Source organism: Nostocoides australiense Ben110, assembly GCF_001050535.1.
GTDB classification, from domain to species: Bacteria; Actinomycetota; Actinomycetes; order Actinomycetales; family Dermatophilaceae; genus Nostocoides_A; species Nostocoides_A australiense.
The window spans coordinates 573,823-596,858 of the sequence record NZ_HG764815.1; the positions used below are offsets into that span (position 1 = coordinate 573,823).

The 23,036-nt window shown below is 68.2% G+C and carries 21 protein-coding genes and 1 pseudogene; 9 read left to right on the forward strand and 13 right to left on the reverse strand.

Annotation, left to right across the window (positions count from 1 at the left end; genetic code table 11):
• Positions 1-126: 126 nt before the first annotated feature.
• Together istB and istA are read right to left on the reverse strand one after the other, a co-directional pair.
• Positions 127-921 carry an IS21-like element helper ATPase IstB gene (gene istB / locus BN11_RS02670; RefSeq protein ID WP_201329189.1) on the reverse strand — a complete coding sequence of 265 codons (795 nt, stop codon included), beginning with the start codon at positions 919-921 and terminating at the stop codon, positions 127-129.
• A complete protein-coding gene (gene istA / locus BN11_RS02675; RefSeq protein WP_048693240.1) occupies positions 921-2,441 on the reverse strand; it encodes an IS21 family transposase in 1,521 nt (506 codons plus the stop codon). Before istA ends, istB begins: the two co-directional genes overlap by 1 nt.
• A gap of 983 nt (positions 2,442-3,424) precedes the next feature.
• Between istA and BN11_RS02680 the strand changes: the two genes are divergently transcribed.
• Entirely contained in the window at positions 3,425-5,341 is a 1,917-nt protein-coding gene (locus BN11_RS02680) for a SpoIIE family protein phosphatase (protein WP_048694114.1), read from the forward strand.
• Positions 5,342-5,395: 54 nt separating this feature from the next.
• On the opposite strand, the gene BN11_RS02685 is transcribed toward BN11_RS02680, so the two are convergent.
• From BN11_RS02685 to BN11_RS02690, 3 genes and pseudogenes are all read right to left on the reverse strand, one after another.
• Positions 5,396-6,034, reverse strand: coding sequence for a DUF2254 family protein (locus BN11_RS02685; protein WP_053083983.1), 639 nt, complete (start codon positions 6,032-6,034; stop codon positions 5,396-5,398).
• Between the two features lie 67 nt (positions 6,035-6,101).
• Positions 6,102-6,272 (reverse strand): annotated as a pseudogene (locus tag BN11_RS26000) (L,D-transpeptidase); the annotation flags it as partial.
• Positions 6,215-6,544, reverse strand: coding sequence for a L,D-transpeptidase (locus BN11_RS02690; protein ID WP_048694117.1), 330 nt, complete (start codon positions 6,542-6,544; stop codon positions 6,215-6,217). The pseudogene BN11_RS26000 and the gene BN11_RS02690, both read right to left, overlap by 58 nt.
• 246 nt (positions 6,545-6,790) lie before the next feature.
• On the opposite strand from BN11_RS02690, the gene BN11_RS02695 reads away from it, so the two are divergent.
• The gene (locus tag BN11_RS02695) at positions 6,791-8,758 is read left to right on the forward strand and encodes a CehA/McbA family metallohydrolase domain-containing protein (protein WP_048694120.1); all 1,968 of its coding nucleotides are present in this window, start codon (positions 6,791-6,793) and stop codon (positions 8,756-8,758) included.
• Positions 8,759-8,791: 33 nt separating this feature from the next.
• Here the strand turns inward: BN11_RS02695 and BN11_RS02700 are convergent, their stop codons facing one another.
• From BN11_RS02700 to BN11_RS02715, 4 genes are all read right to left on the reverse strand, one after another.
• A complete protein-coding gene (locus tag BN11_RS02700) occupies positions 8,792-10,090 on the reverse strand; it encodes a DUF1565 domain-containing protein (protein WP_048694124.1) in 1,299 nt (432 codons plus the stop codon).
• A gap of 212 nt (positions 10,091-10,302) precedes the next feature.
• On the reverse strand, positions 10,303-12,852 hold the full coding sequence (locus BN11_RS02705; RefSeq protein ID WP_048694126.1) for a glycogen/starch/alpha-glucan phosphorylase: 2,550 nt from the start codon (positions 12,850-12,852) through the stop codon (positions 10,303-10,305).
• Positions 12,853-12,962: 110 nt separating this feature from the next.
• The gene (locus BN11_RS02710; protein WP_048694129.1) at positions 12,963-13,388 is read right to left on the reverse strand and encodes an arsenate reductase ArsC; all 426 of its coding nucleotides are present in this window, start codon (positions 13,386-13,388) and stop codon (positions 12,963-12,965) included.
• Positions 13,389-13,415: 27 nt separating this feature from the next.
• Complete coding sequence (locus tag BN11_RS02715) at positions 13,416-14,033, reverse strand: arsenate-mycothiol transferase ArsC (protein WP_053083984.1); 618 nt, start codon at positions 14,031-14,033, stop codon at positions 13,416-13,418.
• A 94-nt stretch (positions 14,034-14,127) separates the two neighbouring features.
• Between BN11_RS02715 and BN11_RS02720 the strand changes: the two genes are divergently transcribed.
• Together BN11_RS02720 and arsB are read left to right on the forward strand one after the other, a co-directional pair.
• On the forward strand, positions 14,128-14,502 hold the full coding sequence (locus BN11_RS02720; RefSeq protein ID WP_053083985.1) for an ArsR/SmtB family transcription factor: 375 nt from the start codon (positions 14,128-14,130) through the stop codon (positions 14,500-14,502).
• Between the two features lie 26 nt (positions 14,503-14,528).
• Positions 14,529-15,617, forward strand: coding sequence for an ACR3 family arsenite efflux transporter (gene arsB / locus BN11_RS02725; protein ID WP_157043942.1), 1,089 nt, complete (start codon positions 14,529-14,531; stop codon positions 15,615-15,617).
• Here the strand turns inward: arsB and rocD are convergent.
• Both rocD and BN11_RS02735 read right to left on the reverse strand, forming a co-directional pair.
• Positions 15,607-16,857, reverse strand: a complete 1,251-nt coding sequence (gene rocD, locus BN11_RS02730; protein ID WP_048694135.1) for an ornithine--oxo-acid transaminase — start codon at positions 16,855-16,857, stop codon at positions 15,607-15,609. The genes arsB and rocD overlap by 11 nt on opposite strands.
• Positions 16,858-16,916: 59 nt before the next feature.
• Positions 16,917-17,639 carry a GAP family protein gene (locus BN11_RS02735; protein ID WP_048694138.1) on the reverse strand — a complete coding sequence of 241 codons (723 nt, stop codon included), beginning with the start codon at positions 17,637-17,639 and terminating at the stop codon, positions 16,917-16,919.
• Positions 17,640-17,731: 92 nt separating this feature from the next.
• Here BN11_RS02735 and BN11_RS21600 point away from each other — a divergent pair, with 92 nt between their 5' ends.
• Positions 17,732-18,820, forward strand: a complete 1,089-nt coding sequence (locus tag BN11_RS21600; RefSeq protein ID WP_083433478.1) for a TetR family transcriptional regulator C-terminal domain-containing protein — start codon at positions 17,732-17,734, stop codon at positions 18,818-18,820.
• On the opposite strand, the gene BN11_RS02745 is transcribed toward BN11_RS21600, so the two are convergent.
• Entirely contained in the window at positions 18,769-19,698 is a 930-nt protein-coding gene (locus BN11_RS02745) for a M20/M25/M40 family metallo-hydrolase (RefSeq protein WP_157043943.1), read from the reverse strand. The two genes, BN11_RS21600 and BN11_RS02745, sit on opposite strands and share 52 nt — an antisense overlap.
• 363 nt (positions 19,699-20,061) lie before the next feature.
• Here BN11_RS02745 and BN11_RS02750 point away from each other — a divergent pair, with 363 nt between their 5' ends.
• Positions 20,062-20,778, forward strand: a complete 717-nt coding sequence (locus BN11_RS02750; RefSeq protein WP_235435335.1) for a sugar nucleotide-binding protein — start codon at positions 20,062-20,064, stop codon at positions 20,776-20,778.
• Between the two features lie 104 nt (positions 20,779-20,882).
• Positions 20,883-21,203: a DUF4342 domain-containing protein gene (locus BN11_RS02755; RefSeq protein WP_048694150.1), complete on the forward strand. Its 321-nt coding sequence runs from the start codon at positions 20,883-20,885 to the stop codon at positions 21,201-21,203.
• Between the two features lie 123 nt (positions 21,204-21,326).
• Here BN11_RS02755 and BN11_RS02760 read toward each other — a convergent pair whose 3' ends face one another.
• Positions 21,327-21,641 carry a hypothetical protein gene (locus tag BN11_RS02760; protein ID WP_048694152.1) on the reverse strand — a complete coding sequence of 105 codons (315 nt, stop codon included), beginning with the start codon at positions 21,639-21,641 and terminating at the stop codon, positions 21,327-21,329.
• Between the two features lie 97 nt (positions 21,642-21,738).
• Between BN11_RS02760 and BN11_RS02765 the strand changes: the two genes are divergently transcribed.
• Both BN11_RS02765 and BN11_RS02770 read left to right on the forward strand, forming a co-directional pair.
• Positions 21,739-22,248 (forward strand): methylated-DNA--[protein]-cysteine S-methyltransferase, encoded by a 510-nt coding sequence (locus BN11_RS02765; RefSeq protein ID WP_053083986.1) that lies wholly within the window; start codon positions 21,739-21,741, stop codon positions 22,246-22,248.
• Between the two features lie 26 nt (positions 22,249-22,274).
• Positions 22,275-22,871 (forward strand): DNA-3-methyladenine glycosylase I, encoded by a 597-nt coding sequence (locus BN11_RS02770; protein WP_048694155.1) that lies wholly within the window; start codon positions 22,275-22,277, stop codon positions 22,869-22,871.
• Positions 22,872-23,036 lie beyond the last annotated feature (165 nt).

Here is a 23,036-nt window from a genome sequence, read left to right on the forward strand (position 1 = left end):
TGTCAAGGGACAGCAGGAACTGCCCAGTGGCGGACATGAAACCTGCCCGCTGACGGTCACGGGAACTGCCCGGTGGTGGCCATGGGATCTGCCCAAGGGGCTGCGGCCACTACCGACCAGGGGCATTCAGTTCAACGGGCTCACCCCTTGGCCGGCGAGTGCCTGGGTGAGTCGCACGCTGTCGCCGCTGGTCTGGCAGACGTGGGCGTGGTGCAGGAGCCGGTCGACGGTAGCGGTGGCCAGTGTCTTGGGCATCAGCTCGTCGAACCCGGACGGGTGCAGGTTCGAGCTGATCGCGACCGAGCGCTTCTCGTAGGCGGCGTCGACGAGCCGGTACAGGCCCTCGGCGGCGTCGACGGCAACCGGTAGCAGCCCGATGTCATCGACGATGACCAAGTCGGCTCGCAGGACGCGGGCGATGGCCTTGGTGACTGTGTCGTCGGCGCGATGGCGGCGCAGCAGGCCGCCGAGGTCTTCCAAGGTGAACCAGGCGACCTTCAGCCCCTGCTCAACGGCAAGTTGTCCGAGTGCTTCCAGCAGGAACGTCTTTCCGGTGCCCGACGGCCCGCACACGACGAGGTTCTCCCGGCGGTGGACCCATTCCAGGGTGCGCAGCGCCTGCTGGGTCGGCGCCGGGATCGAGCAGACCTCGGGCTGCCAGGCATCGAAGGTTTTCCCGGTCGGGAACCCCGCGACCGCCCGCCTGGTCGCTAGTGCGGAGCGTTCCCGACCGGCGACCTCCTCGGCGAACAGCGCCTTGAGCACCTCAGCCGGTTCCCAGCGCTGAGCCTTCGCGGTCGCGACCACCTCGGGTGCGTGGCGACGGATGTGGGGCAGCCGCAACCGACGCAGCAGATCCTCCAGGTCCGCCGGCAGCGCCGGCGCGGACCCAGCCGCCATCGTGGTGCTCCTGGTCGTCATCAGAGCGCCTCGTCTTTGCTGTGCTGGCCGAGTCGTGCCCAGGCGCTGGTGCCCTGGGTCAGCGAGCGATCCTCGCTGGCCCGGTGTTCGCCCGCCTTCGGTGCTCGGGCGTGGTGGTCCAGGATCGAGGACAGGTCGGCTTCGGCGAACCGGCCGTGCACGGCGGCGTGGCCCAGTGCCCAGTCGACCTCGACGGGGTCGAACAGCTTGGCCAGGGCGAGCGCTTCGGTCATCTTGACCCGCATCCGCGGCGTGCCCGCGGCGGCTGCCTCGATCAGCCACAGCCGGGCGCCCTCACCCAGGTCGAGGAACTCCGACTCGGCAGCGTTCCTGGCACGGGGTCGACGGTCCAGCGGTCCCTCGGGCTGGGGTGGGAAGTGGGCGTCGTAGATCTTCGGTGTCCCGGGGGTGGCCCGGTAGTGGCGGGCGATCTCGACAGGGCCGTCGGCGCCGACGTGGACAATCACGACCTGCTCCTCAGCGCCGACACCGTGGACCCGCACCCACACCGTGGCACCGAGCAGCTGATGTGGAACCGAGTACTGGCCGGACTCGAACGTCACCATCGGCGTGTTCACCGGCACCTGTCGAGTGGTGCCGAACGCGACCGTGTGCGGTGTCAGGGCGACCGGGTGGAGTCGGGCGCGCTCCTCGGCGAGCATCTCGACCGGCGGCCGCTTGGTGATCCGGTGCGGGCGGGTGTTGACCTTCTCGCAGAACGCCACACAGGCGGCCTCGAGCTCGGCGAACGAGTCGTAGGCCTCGCGCAGGTTGGTGTCCTTGGGGACGAGGTCGGCCTTGCTGATCTTCACCGACGCCTCGGTGCCGCCCTTGGATGCCGGGTCGGCCGGCACGCAGGTATGCACGCTCATCGAGTAGTGCTCGGCCAACGCGACCAGCTGCGGGTTGCGGACCGGGATCCCGGCGATGTGCTCGACCGTGACGGTCTTCTCGTTGTCGGTCAGCACGTAGGTCGGCACCCCGCCGAGTCGCCGGAACGTGACGTCGAGTGCGGCGAAGACGCTGGGCATGGTCTTGTCCCGCAGCGGCAGCACAACCCGGAACCGGGACCAGGCCAGCCAGGCGACGAACAGGACCGTCTTGACGCCGTCGACGACCGGGCCGTCGCCGTAGTCGTACTGCAGCCACATCCCCGGCTCGGTGATCCAAGGTCGGTGCACCCGCACCCGCCCGGCCCGGTAGGACTGCTTCACGGTCGCGACCGCGCGGCGGGAAGTGCGCTCCGAGCCGGTGTAGCCCAGCGCCACGAGCTTGTCGTGGGCCACGTCGGCGCGGACCTTGCCCTTGGACCGCTCCACCCACTCCTCGACCTTGGGCAGGTACTCATCGATCAGCATCGGCCGACGCGCGGCCTGATCCAGCTCACCGCCGGCGGCACGCCGCTCGACGTAGTGCTTGACCGTGTGGTGGGAGCAGCCAGCCAGCTCCCCAGCATCACGCAACGACCCAGTCAGGTCGTAGGCATTCAAGATTTCCATGATCTCCTCGGCAGACTTCAACTCATCCCTTCCTCGGGAGCGAACGGGCGCATCAGCACCGCTCATCGCACCCGAGGAAAGGGCCTCAACCGCGGACCGCGGCGAGGCAGACGACGTCGTGTCGGGCAGACCCCATGACCGTCAGTGGGCAGTTCTCATGTCCGCCAGCGGGCAGCTTCGTGGCCGTCTCCGGGCAGTTTCTCGTGGCCGCCGACAGTTGCGGCGGCGCTCGGCCTGCGGATCACCGTCGAGCCGATCCGCAAGTCCGAGCGCGGCCAGATCATCGAGTCGCTTCTTGAGGGCCGGACTGCGGACCCGGAGAAGCTGGCACGGCACCCTCGAGAAGCTGCGTACGTCGAGGACCAAGGTTCCTGCCTGAGGTCAGGCCAGTGAGCGTGGACTCCGGCTTCAACAACCGATAGTGGTGGCGACCTGGCCCGTCGACGCGAACCTCGAACCAGCCCGTCATCTCGCCCTTCATTGCCTCCCAGTAGCCACCACCGGCGAACCGCTTCGGAGGCGCCGATGCCACCGCGATCAGCGCGGCTCGCATCGTCGCTCTGACCTTCGCCGGGTATGAGTTCAGCGCAGCCCGCCCCGGATCGGCCTCGGCCGCGTCGTCTGATCGGTGTCGCTTAAGAACACGACGTCATGCGGATCATCCGGCGACTCACCGGTGCGTACGACAGGAGACTTCGACGGCGGCTTCTTGCGCTTGCGCCGATCGCGTGGGTCTGGATTCATCACTGCACATCATCGCTGGCGGCTCTGACAACCCCGAGCTGCCACATTGTGTTGTCCGGGCGCTGCGCTCAGACGGCTACCAGCGCAGCCGGCAAAGCTCTCGGCGCAACGCCGGGCCGTCCGTGTTGTGCGCCGCTTGCCCGACGGTGCACTGCTGCGAAGCTGACCGAGTCGTCTGACGCCATGAGCCGGGTAGGTCTGCCTAACATGGCATTTCAGCTGATCGCGGTCGCGGTCGCCGACGCCGAGGAGCGCCACCTGTGAGTGATGGAGTTCAGAGCGTTGAGGGGACGTTCGAGCAACTGCCGCTGATCTTGGGCGGCTTCGGGCCGGCGCCGGAGTACCGATTCGACGCGGCCAATGCGGCATACCGGGAGTTCCTGGGACGGGACGACGTCATCGGCCGGTCCGCACCCGACCTCTTCCCGGAGTGGATCGGCCAGCAAGTCTTCGAGGCCTTCGACCGGGTCGTCGCCTCAGGGCAGTCCGAGACGGTCAGCGCGTGGGGCGTGCAAGCGGAGCAGCCGCCGGCCGAGGAGCCGGACGAGATCTACGTGGACATGGTGGTCACACCCCGGCGCGACGACAGCGGGACGGTGAACGGCGTGACGGTCCATGCCATGCCTGTCGTGGACGGGGCCGGAGCGCGCCGAGCGGAGCACCGGCGCACTCTCAGGGCAGAGCGACGGTATGAGGCCGCCCGCGATGTCGTCGCCGAACTCCAGAGCGCCCTGCTGCCGACCGTGGTGCCTGTGCTACCGGAGGCGGTCGTGGCGGCGCGATATCTCGTCGCGGCCGACGACCAGGCGGCGGGTGGGGACTGGTTCGACGCCATACCGCTCGCTGACGGACGCCTGGGTCTGGTCGTCGGAGACCTGGTCGGTCACGGTGTCACCGCGTCGGCAGCCATGGGTCAACTACGCACCATCGTGGCCACCGTGCTGACCGAGACGGGCCGCCTCGACCAGGCCTTACTACGGGCAGACGTGACTGCTACCCAGTCCTCGGCAATGCGTGCCGCGACCATTTGCGCGGCCGTCCTGGACCCCGCCACCGGCGCCTTGGACTATGCAACGTGTGGCCACTTGCCCCCGCTTATCGTGCGCCCCGACGGGCACGCACGGTTCCTGCCGCCGTCCAGATCCGGACCCCTCGGAACCGGGTCGACGCCGACCACGCTCCACGACGTTCTCGACGTGGGCGATGTCGCGTTCTTCTACACGGACGGCCTGGTCGAACGCCCCGGCCAGGACCTGCGAGCCGGGATGGACGCGCTCGTCTCCGTGGTGCGCAATGCCGTTGTCGATCAGTCAGTCCCGGTCGAGGCGTCGGCCACGGCGGCCGAGCGCGCCTGTGTCCAGGGCGTCGAAGTCCTCACCCGCAGCGGGTATGACGATGACGTGACCGCTCTGGCTGTCGAACGCCGGGCGAACGTCCTGACCCCGCTCACGAGACAGCTGGAAGCGGACATGGTCTCCGTCGCCCACGCGCGCGCCACCATGCGTGAGTGGTTGCGACCCCTCGACCTCACCGACGACGACGCTGGTGCCGTGGACCTCATCGTCACCGAGTTGGTCGCCAATGCGGTTGAGCACGCCTCCACACCTGGAGCGGGGCAGGTGGTGGACCTGGCGGCCCAGGTCGAGCGCGACGGGATGCTTCGTGTGACGGTCTGCGACCAGGGCACGTGGCGCGAACCTACGGTGCCGTACGACACGAGCGGGCGGGGCCTTTGGCTGGTGGGCAGTCTCGTCCAGGAACTCGACATCGACCACACCGCCGGGTCGGGTCGCGGCACCGTCATCACGGCGGGCCGCGCGCTCTCCCGGCAGGCCATCCTGGGCGATCAACCCGAGTCCGTCCCCAGCGTCCGGGTCGGGCGGGAGTATGCCGCGGACCTGATGGACGGCCCTCCTCGAACGCTCGTAGTCCACGGGCCCCTCGACATAACCACGGCCGAGCAGTTCGCGCGCGCTCTCGACATCCACAGCCGCGGCGGCGTTTTCCCCCTGGTGCTCGACCTCGGTGACGCCGACGTCCTGGCCAGTTCGGCCGTACAAGCGATCTTCGCCGCCCGGACGCGCCACGCCGCCCACGGCAACGTCCTCACGATCCGCTCCGCACCGGATGCCCCGGCAAACCAGGTGTTGCGCACCGTCGGGCTCGCTGGGGACTAACGGGATCTACCGACTCAGTGGGCTCCCCGCGGCATACGACCGAACCGGCCGAGTTCAACTCTCCCGGGCCCGCGGCCTGGGCAGTCGACCGGCGATGAGGTCCACCCTGGCCCTCTCGCCCGAGAGTCCGTCGAGGGTTGACCCGTACCGGTTCAGTGCGCAGCCACTCAGGTCGGTGAGCATCTCGGTCAGGCGTGCGAGGACACGCGGACTATCGGATCCATAGTGGGCGATTTCTCGGACCCCGAGATCGATGAGTCCGTCGATCGCCTGAGGTTGGTGGACCACACGCACCCGACCGTCTGGGTCGGCGACATACGGGCTCGGTGTCTTTCGAACAACGAGTTCGCGGAGGATCCGGTGGATTTCGTCGATGACCTGCACTGCTGTGGTTGGGTCGCTGATGCCCGGTGACAGGGCTCGCTCGGCGATATCGACGAGCTGCCGGAGGCCGAACCCCACGTACTGGTGAAGCTGCCGCTCGCCGCCCAACCAGATGAGCCGGCGGATTCTCTTCGGGTCCGCCTCCTCGACCTGCGTGCGGCCCCACACCCGCGCGACGTGTTGACCGGATGTGGCGAACTGGCCCGCTTGCACATCCACCGTGATGACGGCATCGAGTCGGGCAGCAACGTCGACGAGCGCCTGTGCGTCGATGTGCGTGACGCTGCCGTGGCGGTCCCGGACGAGCACCGGGACGCGTAGCCGGGGTGGTCGTGTAGTTCCCCGTGATGAAGCAGGGCATGCGATCGACGTTGTGGTAGAGCCAGTCGAAGTCGCTGACCCGCACCCGGATGCAGCCGTGCGAGGCGGGGTAGGTGGGCACTGACGTGGAACCGTGCAGGAAGATGTCGCCGATCACCTGCCGCGGGTTTACATGTTGCCGTAATCGGAGATGTACGAGAATTCGCCGACCGAGTGCGTCCCACACGACTCCGGGTAGAGGGTGCTGCAGTACCAGCCGCGCAAGGTGTTGCTCAACGTGTAGTAGCCGAACGGGGTCTCATGACCCGGGGTGCCGGTCGAGACGCGAATGACGCGCTGGAAGCGCTTGTCCTTGACATAGAACAAGGCCTGGCAGGCCGCCGAGGCGACGTCCTCGGGTGTGGGCACGGTGGCGGCGTATGCGGGTGTCGAGGCGGCCAGGCCCAGGCCGCAAACCATGCCACCGATGACGGTGAGGGTGTGCTTTCGCGGGCTCATCAGTCGTCCTGCCTCCGCCAAGTTCGGCCGGACTCTCCAGCTGTCCCGTGGCGGGCACTGACACTCTTCCAGCCGGCTGGACGCCGTCACAGGTTGTCTTCCGGGGCCGCCTTGTTCGTCAGCTGTCGTGCAAATAACCGACAGAGGAGTCGTTGACGGTCGGTCGCCGGCAGTGCGACGCTGATTTCCGCGAGCCTAATATATCGCCTCCGGGGGGCGGCGAGGCGCGCAGGTGAAGGGGGCATCATGTGTGAGTCGCGCGACGGTGCGCATATCGACGACGGGTATCACTTCGACTTCTACGGCTCGCGAGTGGAGGCCACGAGCGCCATACCGCGCAGAGTGGCGCTTGCGAGCGCGCTGGGAAGTGCCTTGCTCTACGTGCCGGCAGCCAGTCGTGCGACGGCGTCGGCCGCCCACGGGTTGAGCGGGCGGCTCGTGGACGCCGCTGCTCTCGGCGCGCCGGCCGGGCTGATGGCGCAGACACACGCCATGCACCTGCACGCGTCATATTGCGAGGGCATCGCCAGTCTCGCCAGCCACCTTCGAGAGGCGGCGCGAGCGAAAGTCGACTTCATGCACTACACGGTGCACGACAACCGGGCGGCCATCCCGCCGGGGCGCTACCGCGACACGGTCCTGCTGTCGGCCGCGTCCGAACCGGTCATCAACGGCAGAAGCTGGCAGTGGGTACGCACTGCCGTGCCGACCGGATGCCTTGCGCAGTTCGATCGCCGCGCGGGGACCAACCGATCCGCCCTGCATGTGCGGTCCACGACCAAGGCCACGGCAGAAACCGTCGTGGGATTCAAAGCCGACACCCGTGCCAACACCAATCTCGAGCATCGCGGCAATATCGGCGGGCGACGGTTCCAGCCATCGATCTACATCGGCAAGGCGCAGGGGCAGGCGTGGATGGAGTTGCGGCTCCACCTGTCGATGCAGGCGTCGGGCAAGCAGCTGATCCTGAAATACCGGTTCGGGCCGACCGGCACCGGAATTGAGCGGCCCACCGCCAGCGAACTCGTCATCTTCCGGCCGTGCCCCGTAGGTGTGGTGACGCAGCCCGAGGTGTTCCCGGATGCGGACGTCGCAACCTACTGGCCCGAGGTCGTCGCCACCGACAACTCGGTGACGGAACTGTATCTGCACGCCGTGGCCCGCAAGTCCGGTCTCGTGGACGGCTATTTCAGCGGGATGCGAATGGTCCGCACCGTGACAGGGCAAGACGCTCTGGACGCGGCCCAGGACACGCTCGATGCCGTGGTGGCACGCACGCCCACGTCCGTCATCTCGCGTCTGGGGGTGGAGTTCTCGAACGCCTGGCATGTGAACGGCTACGGCGGCCGGCCGGGGGTGGCCATCCCGCTGTATGACGCGGCTGCCAGGGGTGCACGCCTGACGACCGCCGACTTCGTCGACCACATCCACGCACACGACGGCTACGCGATCTACAACCATCCGTTCGGTGTCCTCGACCCGGGCTCGGGAGCGGACACCCCAGCCGTGCAGAAGCAGCGGGTTCTGGCCGAGGCCACGGATCTCACTGCGAACCGCGTATTCGGAGCGGATGGCATCGAGATTGCCTACTACCTACGCGGCCGCGTCGACCTGGCCAACCACATGTATCTCGGCGAGCTGCTCGTCGCCAACGGCATCTTCGCCACGTGGACGGGAGTTTCGGACAATCACACCGGGATCCCCGGTTCCTGGACCACGGCCAAGCGCAACAACTTCGTCACCCAGCTGTGGGCCGACGGGACCGACGAGGACAGCCATGCCACTGCCATACAGCAGGGCCTCGCGTGCGTCTCGCTTCTCGGCGCGTACGCCGGGCAGTTATGGGTCTCGCTCGACGATGCGCCGATGGGCTCGGCCAGTATCCGGCCCGGCGTGACGTCCCGCCAGTTGGGTGTCGGAGTGACCCAGGTCCCGACCGGCGGCCGGGTCGAGGTGGTCAAGGGCAAGGTCGGGTATGCCGCGTCCGGTGCCCCGCTCACCCAGCCGGGTTGCACTGTGGTCGCCACCCTGCGCCCCGCCGACCTCCCGTCCGGCAATGCCGAGGTCGTGGTGGCGACCGAGACCTCGTGCTTCTTCTACCTGCGGGTGCGAGACGCCGCCGGATCAATCGTGGCGTTCACGAATCCCGTCATCCATCTCGCCAGCACTCCACCGTCACGCGGTGCGGTCTCGGACCGGCGCCTCATCGCCTGATGGGGTTCCGGGTGCGTCAATCAGGCGGGAGGGTCACCGGGAGGAGGGCGGGACGGAACTGCCGTTCCACATGTTGCCGTACTTCGCCCAGTAGCCGGCGACGTACTTGCCGAGCATCACGCCGGGAAAGGTGTTGCCGCTGAAGGTGCTCTTGGAGATGGCGCCGATGCCCACGCCCTTTGCGCCGGTGGTCGCGGGCGCCGAGCACGTGTTGCCGCTCACGCTGGCCATGTTCGTCGAGCTGTTCGGCGACGGCAGGGCCATGGACGCATCCTTCAGCCGGAAACCGAAGCAGTATTGCCGGTAACCCGTCGCGACGTTATTGCGCCACGTATTGCCCCAGCCGGCCATCTGATCGTTGTAGGCGATGGCCACATTGGCGGCGCGGTTGTTCTCGTAGATGTTGAAGCTAGCGTCCTCGTCGGTGTTGAACGCGCGTCCGTCACCGGAGAGGTCGTGAACGTAGTTGCCGTAGACATGGGCATAGCCGGCTCCGGAATCGACGCGGATGCCCTCTTGCATGTAGTGGCGTAACCCCGACGGGGCGATACGGGAGACGTCGTTGCCGGAGATCTCCCAGAAGTTGCTGAAGGTCATCACCCAGACTCCCGGGCCCGACCCGCAGATGATGTCGGAGATGGTGTTGTCTTTCAGGACCCCATAGTTCGCCAACGTCGCGTAGATGCCGCGGCTGGTGATGCGGTTGCCGATGAACTCGATGTGTTCGCTGGGATCCATGGCCGTCCCGGTCACCTTGGCGAGATAGGCGGCGGCGTTCCGGGCTGCAACGGGATCGTTCGTCGATGCTCCCGGAACAGCCCGCCGGGCCTGCCAATTGCCCGACTTGACGTTGTTCGCATGGAAGGTGAAGGCCGCGCCCGCGCCCTTGCCGTTGATATAGGCGCCATGGACGATGTTCAGGCCCTTGAAGGTCCAGTAGTCGGCCCCGGCCGTGATCCGCAGCGTGCGTCGTGGGCTGGGCTGATGGGCATCGCACGAGTCCGGAACCTGATCGGAGGTCAAGGTGACCGGTCCGTCGCCGGCATTGGTCACCGTGATCGGGGCGCCGGCGATCCCGGAGCGGCTGATCCTCAGTTGCTGCTTGTAGGTGCCCGCGTGAATGCGGATCGTCGTGCCGGGTGTGGCGCGGTCGATGGCGGCCTGGACGGTCCGCAGCGGCGCCGCAGCAGTCCCGGCGTTGGCGTCCGAGCCGGTCGTCGCGACGTCCAGGGTGCCAGCGCGGGCCTGCGCCGGCAGCCAGGCACCGATCGCGGTGACGGCGAGAGTATGGACGGTGACGACGGCCAGGCGGGTCCGGACGCGGCGATTCATTGCGGGCCATTTCTCGCCCGGGCGCGACGCGATCTCGCGGTCCGTGGCGGTGATCTGGGGGGCAGGTCATTCGCGCCCGGCGAGCGGACACGAAGGCGGTCGCCAGGGTACGCACATCTGTCCTGCGTGTCTATCGGCACGACGGGTTCCGGGTGGCGCGGGAGTGCCGAAATGCGGTGCGGGTCCGCCCTCGAGTAGGAGGAATGAGCAGGTCAGTGGACCTGCGCACCCCAGATGCGGTCGAGGTAATCACGCATCGAACGATCGGATGAGAAATAGCCGGAGCGGGCGACATTGAGAATGGCCGAGCGCGTCCAGGCCTCGGTGTCCGCGAATTTCGCATCCACCTGAGCCTGGGCGTCGACGTAGGCCTGGAAGTCGGCGAGCGCCATGAAACGGTCGTTGCCGACCAAGTCGCCCATCAGTGCTTGCGATGCCCCCCGGTCGCCGAAGTGTCCGCTGGCGATCAGGTCGATGGCGGACTTCAGCACCGGATTCGACGCATAGACCTCGCCGGGGTGATACCCGCGCGACTGCAACTCGGCGACCTCCGGCTCCCGCATTCCGAAGAGGAAGAAGTTGTCGTCGCCGACCAGTTTGCGGATCTCGACATTGGCGCCGTCGTCGGTGCCGATCGTCAGGGCCCCGTTGAGCGCGAGCTTCATGTTGCCGGTGCCGGAGGCCTCCTTGCCGGCCAGCGAGATCTGCTCGGAGAGGTCGGCGGCCGGGATCAGCCGCTGCGCCAGGGTGACGTTGTAGTTGGGTGGGAAGGCGACGAAGAGCCGGCCGTCGAGTTTAGGGTCGGAGTTGATGACCGACGCGACCCGGTTGATCAGGTAGATCGTTTCCTTGGCGGTCGCATAGCCGGGCGCGGCCTTGGCTCCGAAGAGACAGGTGCGGGGCGTGACCTGCTCTGCGGGAACTCGACCCGAGAGCACCCCTTCATAGGTCGAGACGATGTGCAGCAGCTTCAGCATCTGCCGCTTGTACTCGTGCAGTCGCTTGACCATCACATCGAGCATGTGGTCCGCGGGCAACTGCGCGGTGCCCGCGGCCAGCAGGGTGGAGTTGAGATGGTCCTTGTTGGCGCGCTTCGCCGACCGGAACCGTTCCCGGAAAACCGGGTCCTCGGCATACGGCTCCAGCTCGCGCAGGCGTTCCAGGTCGGTGATCCAGCCCCCGCCGATCGCGTCGTTGATCAGACTCGTGAGCGGGGGGTTGGCGGACACGAGGAACCGGCGGGGGGTGACGCCATTGGTGACATTCGTGAACTTCTCCGGCCACAGCTGGGCAAAGTCGACCAGCACCTTGTCGCGCAACAATTGCGAGTGCAGTTCCGCGACCCCGTTGACGCGAACCGCCGCGACCGTGGCCAGGTGCGCCATCCGCACCCCGCGGTCGCCGCCCTCGGCGATGATCGACATCCGCCGCACGCGATCGTCGTCCCCGGGGAACTGTGCCCGGACCGCCGCGAGGAAGCGGTCGTTGATCTCGAAGATGATCTCCATGTGCCGGGGCAGGAGACGCTCGACCAGGCTGACCGGCCATACTTCCAAGGCCTCGGGCAGGAGGGTGTGGCAGGTGTAGGCGAAGCAGCGCGAGGTGATCGCCCAGGCCTGGTCCCACTCCATCCCGTGGACGTCGAGCAGCAGGCGCATCAACTCGGGTATGCCGATGACCGGGTGAGTGTCGTTGAGCTGGAAGATGATCTGCTCCGGCAGCCGGGCGAGGTCGAAGTCCTCCGGCAGGGTGCCGTGCAGGTAGTCACCGATCGACGCGGCGACGAAGAAGTATTGCTGCTGCAGGCGCAACTCCTTGCCCTGCGGGGTGGAGTCCTCGGGGTAGAGCACTTTGGAGATGTTCTCCGCGAAGGTCTGCGCGCGGACCGCCTCGGCATAGTCGCCGTGGTTGAAGATCTGGAGGTCGAAGGCGCGAGTTGCCTCCGCGCTCCAGAGGCGCAAGGTGTTGGCGACACCATTGTGATAGCCGGGGACCATGTAGTTGTAGGGGACGGCGAGGACGTTCCAATCGGGGCGCCAGCGCCGCCGCGGCCGGCCCTGGTCGCCGGCATACGACTCGACACTGCCGCCGAAGTCGACCTGCACGGCCCGCTCGGGATTGCGGAACTCCCAGGGGGCGCCGAGGGCGAGCCAGGTGTCGGGCACCTCGACCTGGCGGCCCTCGACGAAGGTCTGGCGGAAGATGCCGTACTCGTAGCGGATGCCGTAGCCGATGCAGCTGACGTCCATGGTGGCGAGCGAGTCGACGAAGCAGGCGGCGAGGCGTCCCAGGCCGCCATTGCCGAGACCGGGTTCGACTTCCTGGGCCCGGACCGCGGCAAGGTCGATGCCGAGCTGCCGCATGGCCTCTTCGACGATGCCCTCCAAGTCACTGTTCAGCAGGGCGTTACCGAGCTGGCGTCCGAGGAGATATTCGGCCGAGAGATAGCCGACCATCTTGGCCGGGTGCGCGCGGCGGCGGGCCGCGGTGGCGAGCCAGTCGGCCATCAGGTAGCTGCGGACGGTGCTGGCCAAGGCAAGGTACTGGTGGTTGATGGTGGAGCGATCCAGCGGCACGCCCTGACCGAAGTTGAGTTCTTCGAGGAACTCCTGGACGAAGGTGTCGACGTCGCGGGCCGGGGCGACCGCCGGCTGGTCCGCTAGATGGTGCGTCGGGGGAAATTGGGGTCCCGTGGCGCGGAAATTCGTCGACGGCTCGTCAGGTCCGAAATCGGCCGGCGCGCTGAGCTGGAACTCGTTCACGGTCGCTTGTCCTCTCGAAGGCGTTGGGCCCAGTACCCAACCTTCCAGGTTCGAGGCGCCAGCGTCGAGGCAGGATCGAAGAATCCTGGACGAACTTCCGGGCCGGCCGGTCAGGCCACGTCGTCCACCGGGTCGATTCCGAGCTCGCCGAGCAGGGTGCGCACCCGAGCCTTGATCTCGTCACGGATCGGACGGACCGCCTCGACTCCCTGCCCGGCGGGGTCATCGAGGGTCCAGTCGAGGTAGCGCTTGCCGGGGAAGTAGGGGCAGGTGTCGCCGCACCCCATCGTGATGACGACATCGGAGGCCTCGACGGCCTCGGTGGTCAGGATCTTGGGCTTCTCGGCGGAGATGTCGATGCCGTCCTCGAGGAGCGCTTCGCGCACAGCGGGGTTGATCGAGTCGGCAGGCGCGGAGCCGGCCGAGCGGACCTCGACCCGGCCGCCCGAGAGGTGGTGGGTGTATGCCGCGCCCATCTGGGAGCGGCCGGCGTTGTGTATGCAGACGAAGAGAACGCTGGGGCGCTCGGTGTCCATGGGTGGGTGGGCCTTTCGTGGAGGAGGTCAGTCGAGGATCTCGCGGAGGAGGGCGGTCACGCGGGCTTGGATGTCGTCACGAATGTCCCGGACCACCTCGAGTGGCTGACCGGCGGGGTCGGCCACGTCCCAGTCCTCGTAGCGCTTGCCCGGGAAGTAGGGGCAGGTATCGCCGCAGCCCATGGTCACGATGATATCGGCCGCCTTGACCACGCTGTCGGACAACGGCTTCGGGTATGCCGTGCCGAGGGCGATGCCGCGCTCGCGCAGGGCCTCGATGGCGACCGGGAGGACGTCGCCGGTGGGGGCGGAGCCGGCCGAGCGCACGTGCACGCGCCGCGCGGACAGGTGCTCGGTCAAGGCTGCCGCCATCTGTGACCGTCCGGCGTTGTGGACGCACACGAAGAGGATCTCTGGCACCTTCTTGGCAACCCGCCCCTCCGCCTGGGCCGTGGCCATCAGTTGTTCGCGTGCCTGGCGGGCGACGAGGATCGGCAGGTAGGTGCGGATGGTTGATGCAGGCGCGAGCAGGTCCCAGGCTTCGGCGACGGCCTTCTCGATGACGGCGGGCTCGAAGATGTCCTGGTAGGAGTAGGTCAGGTCGTCGACCAGTTGACTGGTCACTGTGTCGCGGTCGGGTTCCATGGCGTGTCCTCGTGTCCCTTCGTATCGACATTCATCTATGCATGATTGAAGGGCATATATGGATGATTGTCAATATGTGCGCTAGGGTTGGGCCATGACCTCGATCGAGCCGACCGCGGCACCGGAGACGGACATCTGCTGCGCCGGGGCAGATTGCGAACTGCTGCCCACGGTCGAGGCCGACGTCCTGGCGGAGACCTTCAAGGCACTCGCCGATCCCACGCGCGTGCGGCTGCTGCGCTATCTCGCCGAGTCCGACGCCGGCACGGCGTGTGCCTGTCACCTTCCCGACGCGCTGGGGATCAGCCAACCGACGCTGTCCTTCCACATGCGCAAGCTGCACGATGCGGGTCTCGTCGCGCGCGACAAGCGCGGCCGCTGGGTGCACTGGACCGTCCGTCCGGAAGCTCTGGCCGGCATCAAGACCTTCCTCGACCTCGCGCCGCGCAGCGCGGACCGCTGTTGTTGAGCCCGTTGTCTGCCAAAGGAGAATCCGTGACCACGCACGCCCCGAGAACCGAGGCCGTCAGCGCGCGGCTGTCCACCCTGGATCGGTTCCTGCCGGTGTGGATCCTTGCCGCCATGGCGCTAGGACTCCTCCTGGGCCGCCTCCTGCCGTCCCTCGGTGACACGCTGTCGGCGGTGGAGGTCGACGGGATCTCGCTGCCCATCGCCATCGGCCTGCTCGTCATGATGTACCCGGTGCTGGCCAAGGTCCGCTATGACCGGCTCGACACGGTGACGGGCGATCGCAGACTCCTGGTGTCGAGCCTGATCCTGAACTGGCTCGTCGGCCCGGCCCTCATGTTCGCCATCGCGTGGCTGCTGCTTCCGGATCTGCCGGCCTATCGAACCGGCCTGATCATCGTCGGCCTCGCACGATGCATCGCCATGGTGATCATCTGGAACGATCTGGCCTGCGGCGACCGCGAGGCGGCAGCCGTCCTCGTCGCGCTCAACTCGATCTTCCAGGTCGTCGCGTTCGCCGCGCTGGGCTGGTTCTACCTATCGGTCCTGCCCGGGTGGCTCGGCCTGGAGCAGTCCGAGCTCGACATCTCCGCGTGGCAGATCGCCAAGAGCGTCCTGATCTTCCTCGGCATCCCCCTCGCCGCCGGCTACCTGTCCCGACGGATCGGCGAACAGCGGTGGGGGAGAGCGGCATACGAGCGCTCCTTCGTGCCGCGCATCGGCCCCTGGGCGCTCTACGGCCTGCTGTTCACGATCGTCATCCTCTTTGCGCTACAAGGCGAACAGATCACCAGCCGTCCTCTCGACGTCGCCCGGATCGCCCTACCCCTGCTGGCCTACTTCGCGCTGATGTGGGGCGGTGGTTACCTCCTGGGCAAGGCCCTCGGCCTGACGTACGAGCGCACCACGACCCTGGCCTTCACGGCAGCGGGCAACAACTTCGAGTTGGCCATCGCCGTCGCCATCGCCACCTTCGGCGTCGCATCCGGCCAGGCCCTCGCCGGCGTCGTCGGCCCCCTCATCGAGGTCCCCGTCCTCGTCGGCCTGGTATACGTCAGCCTGGCCCTGCGCTCGAAGTACCCGCACCAGCCAACCGCACTCCCGGCTACACGCTGACGCCCGATCCCGTCATGTCGGCGAGGCCCGCCGACACGGCACCGAGCAGCAGCTCGATGTCCTCGGAGGTCGCCACCAGCGGCGGAGCGAGGCGGATGGTCGAGCCGTGCGTGTCCTTGGCCAGAATCCCATGTGCCACAAGGCGTTCGCATAGCTCGCGTCCCGTGCCGACAGTCGGGTCCAGATCGAGGCCGGCCCACAGGCCGCGCTGCCGGTATGCCGTGAGGCCGGCCCCCAGGAGCGGCTCGAGTCCCGCTGCCAACTGGGCGCCACGCTCGCGCGCCGCTGCCTGGAACTCGCCGGTCTCGAGCATGGCGCAGACCTCGGTGCCGATGGCGCACGCGAATGGATTCCCCCCGAAAGTCGAGCCGTGCGAGCCGGGCGTGATCACGTCCATGATCTCGTGATCGCAGGCGATCGCGGAGAGTGGCATGATGCCGCCGCCGAGAGCCTTGCCGAGGATGTACACATCCGGCACGACCCCTTCGTGGTCGCATGCAAACGTCTCTCCGGTGCGGGCGAGCCCGGACTGGATCTCGTCGGCCATCATCAATGCGTTTGCGCCGGAACACAATTTGCGCACGCGGCGGAGATAGCCCTCCGGCGGGATGACGACACCCCCTTCGCCCTGGATCGGCTCCACCAAGACCGCGACGGTGAACTCGTTGGTCTGCAGCGCCGCCGCCAGCGCGTCGGCATCGCCATAGGGAACGGTGACGAAACCCGGTGTGTAGGGACCGTATTCGTCGTGGGCGACCTTGTCGTCGGAGAAAGAGACGATCGTCGTGGTCCGGCCGTGGAAGTTGCCCTCCATGACGATGATCGTCGCCGCGCCTTCGGGGATCCCGCGCGTGCGATACCCCCACTTGCGAGCCACTTTCAACGCGGTCTCGACGGCTTCGGCCCCGGAGTTCATCGGCAGGCACATGTCCTTGCCGGTCAATGCCGTCAGCGCCTGCGCGAAGTCGCCGAGCTGGTCGTTGTAGAACGCCCGCGACGTCAGCGTGAGGCGGTCGAACTGCTCGTGCGCGACCCGAAGCAGGCGCGGGTTGCCGTGCCCGAAGTTCACGGCCGAATAGCCGGCCAGGCAGTCGAGAAAGCGGCGCCCCTCGACGTCGGTCACCCAGGCCCCGTCACCGGTGGCCAGAACCACCGGGAGAGGGTGGTAGTTGTGGGCGGCCCAGCGTTCCGTCGCTGCGATGACCTGATCGGTTCGGGACGGTGTCGGCGCGTTCGTCATCGATGGCTCCTTCGTGTCGGCTCGTGGCCGACCCCCACGCTAGCGAACCGCACCGGCCCTCAGGAGCCCGGACCCCACAAGCCCAGTCGAGTGACGGCGTCTGCGGCAAGGAAGAAGCCGAGAATGCCGACCACCCACCAGATCGCGCCGCCGGTATGCGTCGTCAGCCATGATTCGAGCCGCGTCAACAGCGGGGTGACTCTTTCGGCCAGGCCGAGTCGCAACCCCAGCAGGACCAGCGCCGGCAGGCACATGACCGCCACATACACCGCGAGCACGGCTCCCGATGCGGGGGCTGTCAAGCCGCTGGTCGACAGCAGCCCGATCGCCCCGAGATACGGCACCATCGAGGCCGCCTCCACCAGTCCTGCCAACAGGGCGACGGTGACCACGGTCGAGGCTCGGGCGTCCGCACCGGTCACCCGTCCCCGCCATCCGGCTTCGCGCCCGCCGCTCGCTCGCTCCCGGGCCCGCCGTCTCGCCCACGGCGTATCGGGCCAGAAGCTGGCCACCAGCATGCCGACACCGATGACGAGTTGCACCCAACTGGTCGTCCGGCTGGCGCCGATCTCCTCCCATCGAGCCGTCAGCGCCGACGCGCCCAGTAGCAGCGCCAGCCCGAGAGCCCAGTAGAAGAGCGCGATCGTCGCGAGATAGAGCACCACCCGCGACGGTCGCAGGCGCGGATGGGCGATCATCCACACCGGCATGACGAGCGTGCCGAGGCTGGTGCTGTCGACCAGCGCCAGCCCGATCAGACCTGCGACGACAGCCAGAGTCATTCGCGTCCCCCTTGGCACTACGTCCGTTTGACAATACGCCCGTGCTTTAACCGACCGTAGGGGATTCAATACGGTCGTGTCAAAATAGGTCCGTGCCGAAGATCGTCGACCACGCCGCGCGTCGCAGCGAGATCGCTCATGCCCTGTGGCGGGTCATCGCCCGCGACGGTCTCGAGGGCGCCAGTGTCCGGGTCGTCGCCGCCGAGGCGGGGTGGTCCCTCGGGGCAGTGCGCCACTACTTCGCCACGCAGGACGAACTGGTCGCGTTCGCCACGGACTTGATGATCGATGGCGTGCGCGAGCGCCTCCTCGCGCACTTCGACATGGAGCCGGGTATGCCGCGGGCGCAAGCTCTCCTGGAGGAGCTGCTCCCGCTGGATGAGCGGCGGGTCGGCGAGGTCAACGTGTGGCTGGCTCTCCTGGGCCGGGCGAGGCGTGAACCGCGGCTTGCCCAGCTGCGTCTCGACGCGTGGGAAGCCGAACGCTATCTGTGCCGAATCGCCGTCAGCGATGTCCTGGGCAGGCCCACGCCGGGACCGAATGCTCTGCTCGAGGAGGACTTGGAATCGGTTGCGGCCCAACTGCATACGGTGATCGACGGGCTGACCATCCACGGGGTGACCGTGCCCGAGAAGACGGGCGCCGCGGACCTACGCGATCAATTGCGCCAGGCGTTGCTGGCCATTGCCGACCGGCCCGCGCCGGCGCCCGAGCCGGTTATCGAAGCGGGCTGCTTCGCGTGCGGCAACACCGCCCAGGGGGACGCACTGCCCATCCGCGAACGCATCCTTGTGACCGATCACTGGCGGGTGGCGCACGCCGTCGACTCCTCCCTGCCGGGCTGGCTCATCGTGCAACCGCGCACCCACGTGCAGGCCCTCGACGAACTTCCGACCGAGGCCGCGGACGAACTCGGCGCGATCCTGCACGACCTCAGTGCCGCCCTGCGCGAGGTCGTCGGCTGCGTCAAGACCTATGTGATGCTCTTCGCCGAGGCCGAGAGTTTCGGCCACCTGCACATCCACCTCGTCCCGCGGATGCCGGACCAGCCGGCCGACGCCACGGGGCCGCGGGTCGTCCGCTATCTCGGCGCGGCGCAGGGCGATCGCGTGCCCACCGCCACGATGGATCAGATCGCCGAGGCCGTCGCCGCGAGCGTTGCCGCCAGGGCGGTCGTGTAGGCGCGCAGCTGTCCCAGGTCGACCCATTCGTCGACCGCGTGCAGCCCGCCCCCGGCCGGCCCGCAGACGAGCGAGGGTATGCCGGCCGCTTCCCACAGGGCGGCCTCCATCCAGTAGGGCGCGTCGAAGGCGGTATGCGGTCCGGTCCCGGCCGCGACCAGCTCGGCTTCGAGTCGCTCGGCGAAATCCCTTGCGGGACCCTGGCTTTGGAGTCGCCATGGCGGCCTGGTGATGCGCACCGCGATGTCCGCATCGAGATCCGGGTAGCTGCCTCGCACCCGCGCCAGGATCTGCTCGACGTCGGAGGAGATGACATCGAGGCCCTCTCGGGGGACGGTGCGCCGCTCGATGGTCAGCTCGGCGCGATCCGGCACCGTGAAGGGCGCACGCCCGGCCGTCGCGACACTCGCGAGCAGTTCGCCGCCCCGATCGCGCACGCCCACGGCATACTCCTCGGCGGCCATCACCACCGCGGCGAGGTGCGTCAGCGCGTTGACGCCCTCGCCGGCGAGCGAGGTGTGACTCGCCCGGCCGGTGAAGGTGACGTCGGCGACGGCATACCCGCGCAGCGACGCGGCGGGGGCGAGCCAGGTCGGCTCACCCACGAGGCACAGCGTCGGCCGCAGCCCCAGGGATGGGAGTGCGGCGATGACGGCCTCGCTGCCCAGGCTACGGTCCTCCTCGTCCGAGACCAGGGCGAGGGCAGCGGGGACGCCGTGCGTCACGGCATACTCCGCGGCGACCACCATGCCCGCGACCCCGCCGAGCATGTCGCACGCCCCGCGGCCGAGGAGGCGGTCACCTTCGACGCGCGGCGTGAAGGCGTCGGGCATCCCGTCGACACCGACGGTGTCGACGTGCCCGTTGAGCATCGGCATCGCCCCAGTGCCGGACCTCGGCCACGCCACCAGGCTCGGTCGCTCCGCCACCGCTGCCTCAACGATCTCGGTCTGGAAACCATTGCGAGACAGACGTTCCCCCAGGTGAGCCACAATGTCCGCCTCGCCCGCCGCACCGGAGACGAGGCCGGGGTTGACCGAGTCGATGCCGATGAGCTCTCGCGAGGGCGACCGTCGCCGCCTCGAGCCCGGCAGCCCCGTCGAGAGCGCGCGCCATGCAGTAATGATTTCACCTCGGCTCGTCGGCACTCTCGATGAGGGGTGAGCCGGATCAGCATACGAGCGGTGCTCCCGCCCGCGAACGGACGAAGGAGCATTCGGATGCGGTGGATCGTGACTGGGATGACTGGCACCGTCGCACCTGTCCTCGCGGACGCGCTGAGAGCGCGAGGAGATGAGGTCGTGAGGTGGGATCGCGAACGGGTGCGGGTTGATCACGCGCCGGCCGTCCGGGCTTTCGTCGACGCCACGGCGCCCGATGGGATCTGCCACCTCGCGATGGTCAGCCCTGACTGGGCGGCTGCGATGGCCGGCCTGTGCGGGCAGCGTGGCATCCCGTTCCTGTTCACCAGCTCGGTGTCGGTGTTCGGGCCGGAGCAGCGCGGCCCGTTGGGCATCGAGATCACGCCGACCGCCACGGACGACTACGGCCGCTACAAGCGTGACTGCGAGGTCGCGGTCGCAGGGGCGAATCCCGCGGCACTGATCCCCCGGCTCGGGTGGCAGATCGGCCATGCCCGCGGGTCGAACAATATGGTCGACCACCTGGTGCGGGCCGCCGGCGAGGGGACGGTCCGGGCGAGCACCGACTGGTTCCCGTCCTGCGCCTTCCTGGACGACACGGCAGCGGCACTCGTCGACCTGCTGGATCGTGGCGACCCGGGGCTCTTCCATCTCGAGGGCAACCCCGGCCTGTCGTACTTCGAGATCGTCACCCAACTCGCACGCACACACCGGTTGGAGGCGCACGTCGTGGCGACGGACGATGTGGTGATGGACAACCGGAGGGAGGACCCGCGGATCCACGTCCGGCCGATCACCGAGCGGCTGGTGTCCTGACCCGGGCGGGATCAGGGAGGCGCCCCACGGCCGGAGCGTGCACGTGCGCCCTAGGCTGAGAACGTCAGATCCGAACGCATGCACCGCAGGAGGGCGCGAAGCCAATGAACGAGTCGAAAAAGGGCAGGGTCACCGAGCAGATCGAGGTCGCCGGCGATCAGTTGGTGGGCAAGGTCAAGGAACTGTACGCAGATGGCAAGACGCGTCGCATCGTGCTGCACAGCGAGGACGGTAAGGAGCTGTTCAGCCTGCCCATGAATGTCGGCGTCATCGGCGGGGGCGTCCTTGCCCTCGCCTCTCCGGTGATCGCCGCGGTCGGCGCTGTCGCCGCGCTGGCCACCAAGGTCCGCATCGACGTCGTCCGTGAGGGCGACGACGACGATCCCCAGGACGCGCCGGCCGAGGACCCGACGAACCCGTCCTGAGCCTTCCTCGCCGATGGGCGCCCCGATCCGAACGACCGGATCGCGGGCGCCCATCGCTTCGTCCTACCGGGTTCCCGACGACGAAGGCCGGGCGAACGCGTCCGCGAACGGAATTCGCAGCCGTCAGCGCTTGCGCTGGCGAGAGGTCCACTCCCGCATTCGTGACGGATAGCCCGTCGCCTGCACGTCATACGTCGGCACGCCCAAGGTCTTGCCGAGTTCGAATGCCTCGTCCCGGGTGCGCACCGCTCGACGGGTCCATTCGCCGTCCCACGCGACGAGCACGATCGTCGGAGCGGTCACATTGGTCGGCGGCTCGACATAGGCCTCGACGCCGCGGCGGGTCGAGGCGAACTGCTGCAGATGCGTGCGCGCTGCCTTCGAATCGGAAATGGGCTCTCCACCGCTGCTGCGCGGCCGTCGCCGGAATAGCCCCATGAGCAGATGGTATGGAGATTGGCTGGGGAGTTGCTGAATGCGCGCCGGGCCTCACATTCGACAGAGCTGCCGCGACTGATGGGGTATGACAGTTCTCATGACCGCCACCGTCCACACCGTGATCGACAGTCCCGTCGGGCCGCTCACCCTGACCGCCGAGGGTGGCGCCCTCACGGGCGTGTACTTCGAGGTCCACCGCCGCCGGCACAAGCTGCCGGACCTGGGTCAGGCCATCGTCGGCGAGCCGGTGCTCGTCGAGGCGGAGCGGCAGCTGGGGGAGTACTTCGCGGGGCAGCGGCGCGAGTTCGACCTGCCGCTGGCACCGCGTGGCGAGGCCTTCCAGCACGCCGTGTGGGCGCAGCTGCGCGAGATCCCGTATGGCGCGACCCGCACCTACGGCGAGATCGCCCGGGCGATCGGGCAGCCGGGCGCCGCCCAAGCGGTGGGCGTGGCCAATGGCGCCAACCCGATCAGCATCATCGTCCCGTGCCATCGGGTCATCGGCGCCGACGGGTCCTTGACCGGGTATGCCGGCGGCCTGGACCGCAAGCGCCTGCTGCTCGAACTCGAGCAGCCGCCCGCCGACGAGGCCGGCCGCCTGTTCTGAGGCACCGTGCCCTCTAGGGTGCGACTGTGAGCGATGCATTGATCGTCGGTGCGGACGGCCTCGCGCGCCCGTCGTGGGCGGCGGGCGATCCGCTGTTGCGCGACTACTACGACACCGAATGGGGTATGCCGGTGCGCGACGAGCGCGGCGTGTTCGAGCGCCTCAGCCTGGAGGCCTTCCAGTCCGGTTTGTCGTGGGCGACGATCCTGCGCAAGCGCCCCGCCTTCCGCGAGGCGTTCGACGGCTTCGACCCGGATCTCGTTTCGGCATACGGCGATCGGGACCGGCAGCGGCTGATGGCCGACGCCGGCATCGTGCGCAACCGGCGCAAGATCGACGCGACCATCACGAACGCTCGCGCGACGATCGCCCTGCGCGAGCAGGGCGGCCTCGCCGACTTCGTCTGGTCCTTTCAGCCGGCCGAGACACCCAGGCCCACGGCGTACGACCAGATCCCGACGCAGTCGGCGGAGTCCCTGGCAATGTCCAAGGCCCTGAAGAAGGCCGGCTTCGCCCACGTCGGCCCCACGACGATGTTCGCCCTCATGGAGGCCATCGGCATCGTCGACACCCACCTCCTCGGCTCCCACCGCCGCGCCAGCTCCGGCGTCTGGCCGGCCTGAGATCTTCCGGCGCTCTCCACGGGATGACGGGCGTTCAGGAGAACAGGGCACCCAACTCCCGGTGGGCATGGCGATAGTCCGCGAAGAGCTCCCGCGCCGCCGAGACCGAGTCGATCAGCGGGTGCAGGGCAAAGGCCCGCACCGCCGCATCCGGGTTGCCGGTGG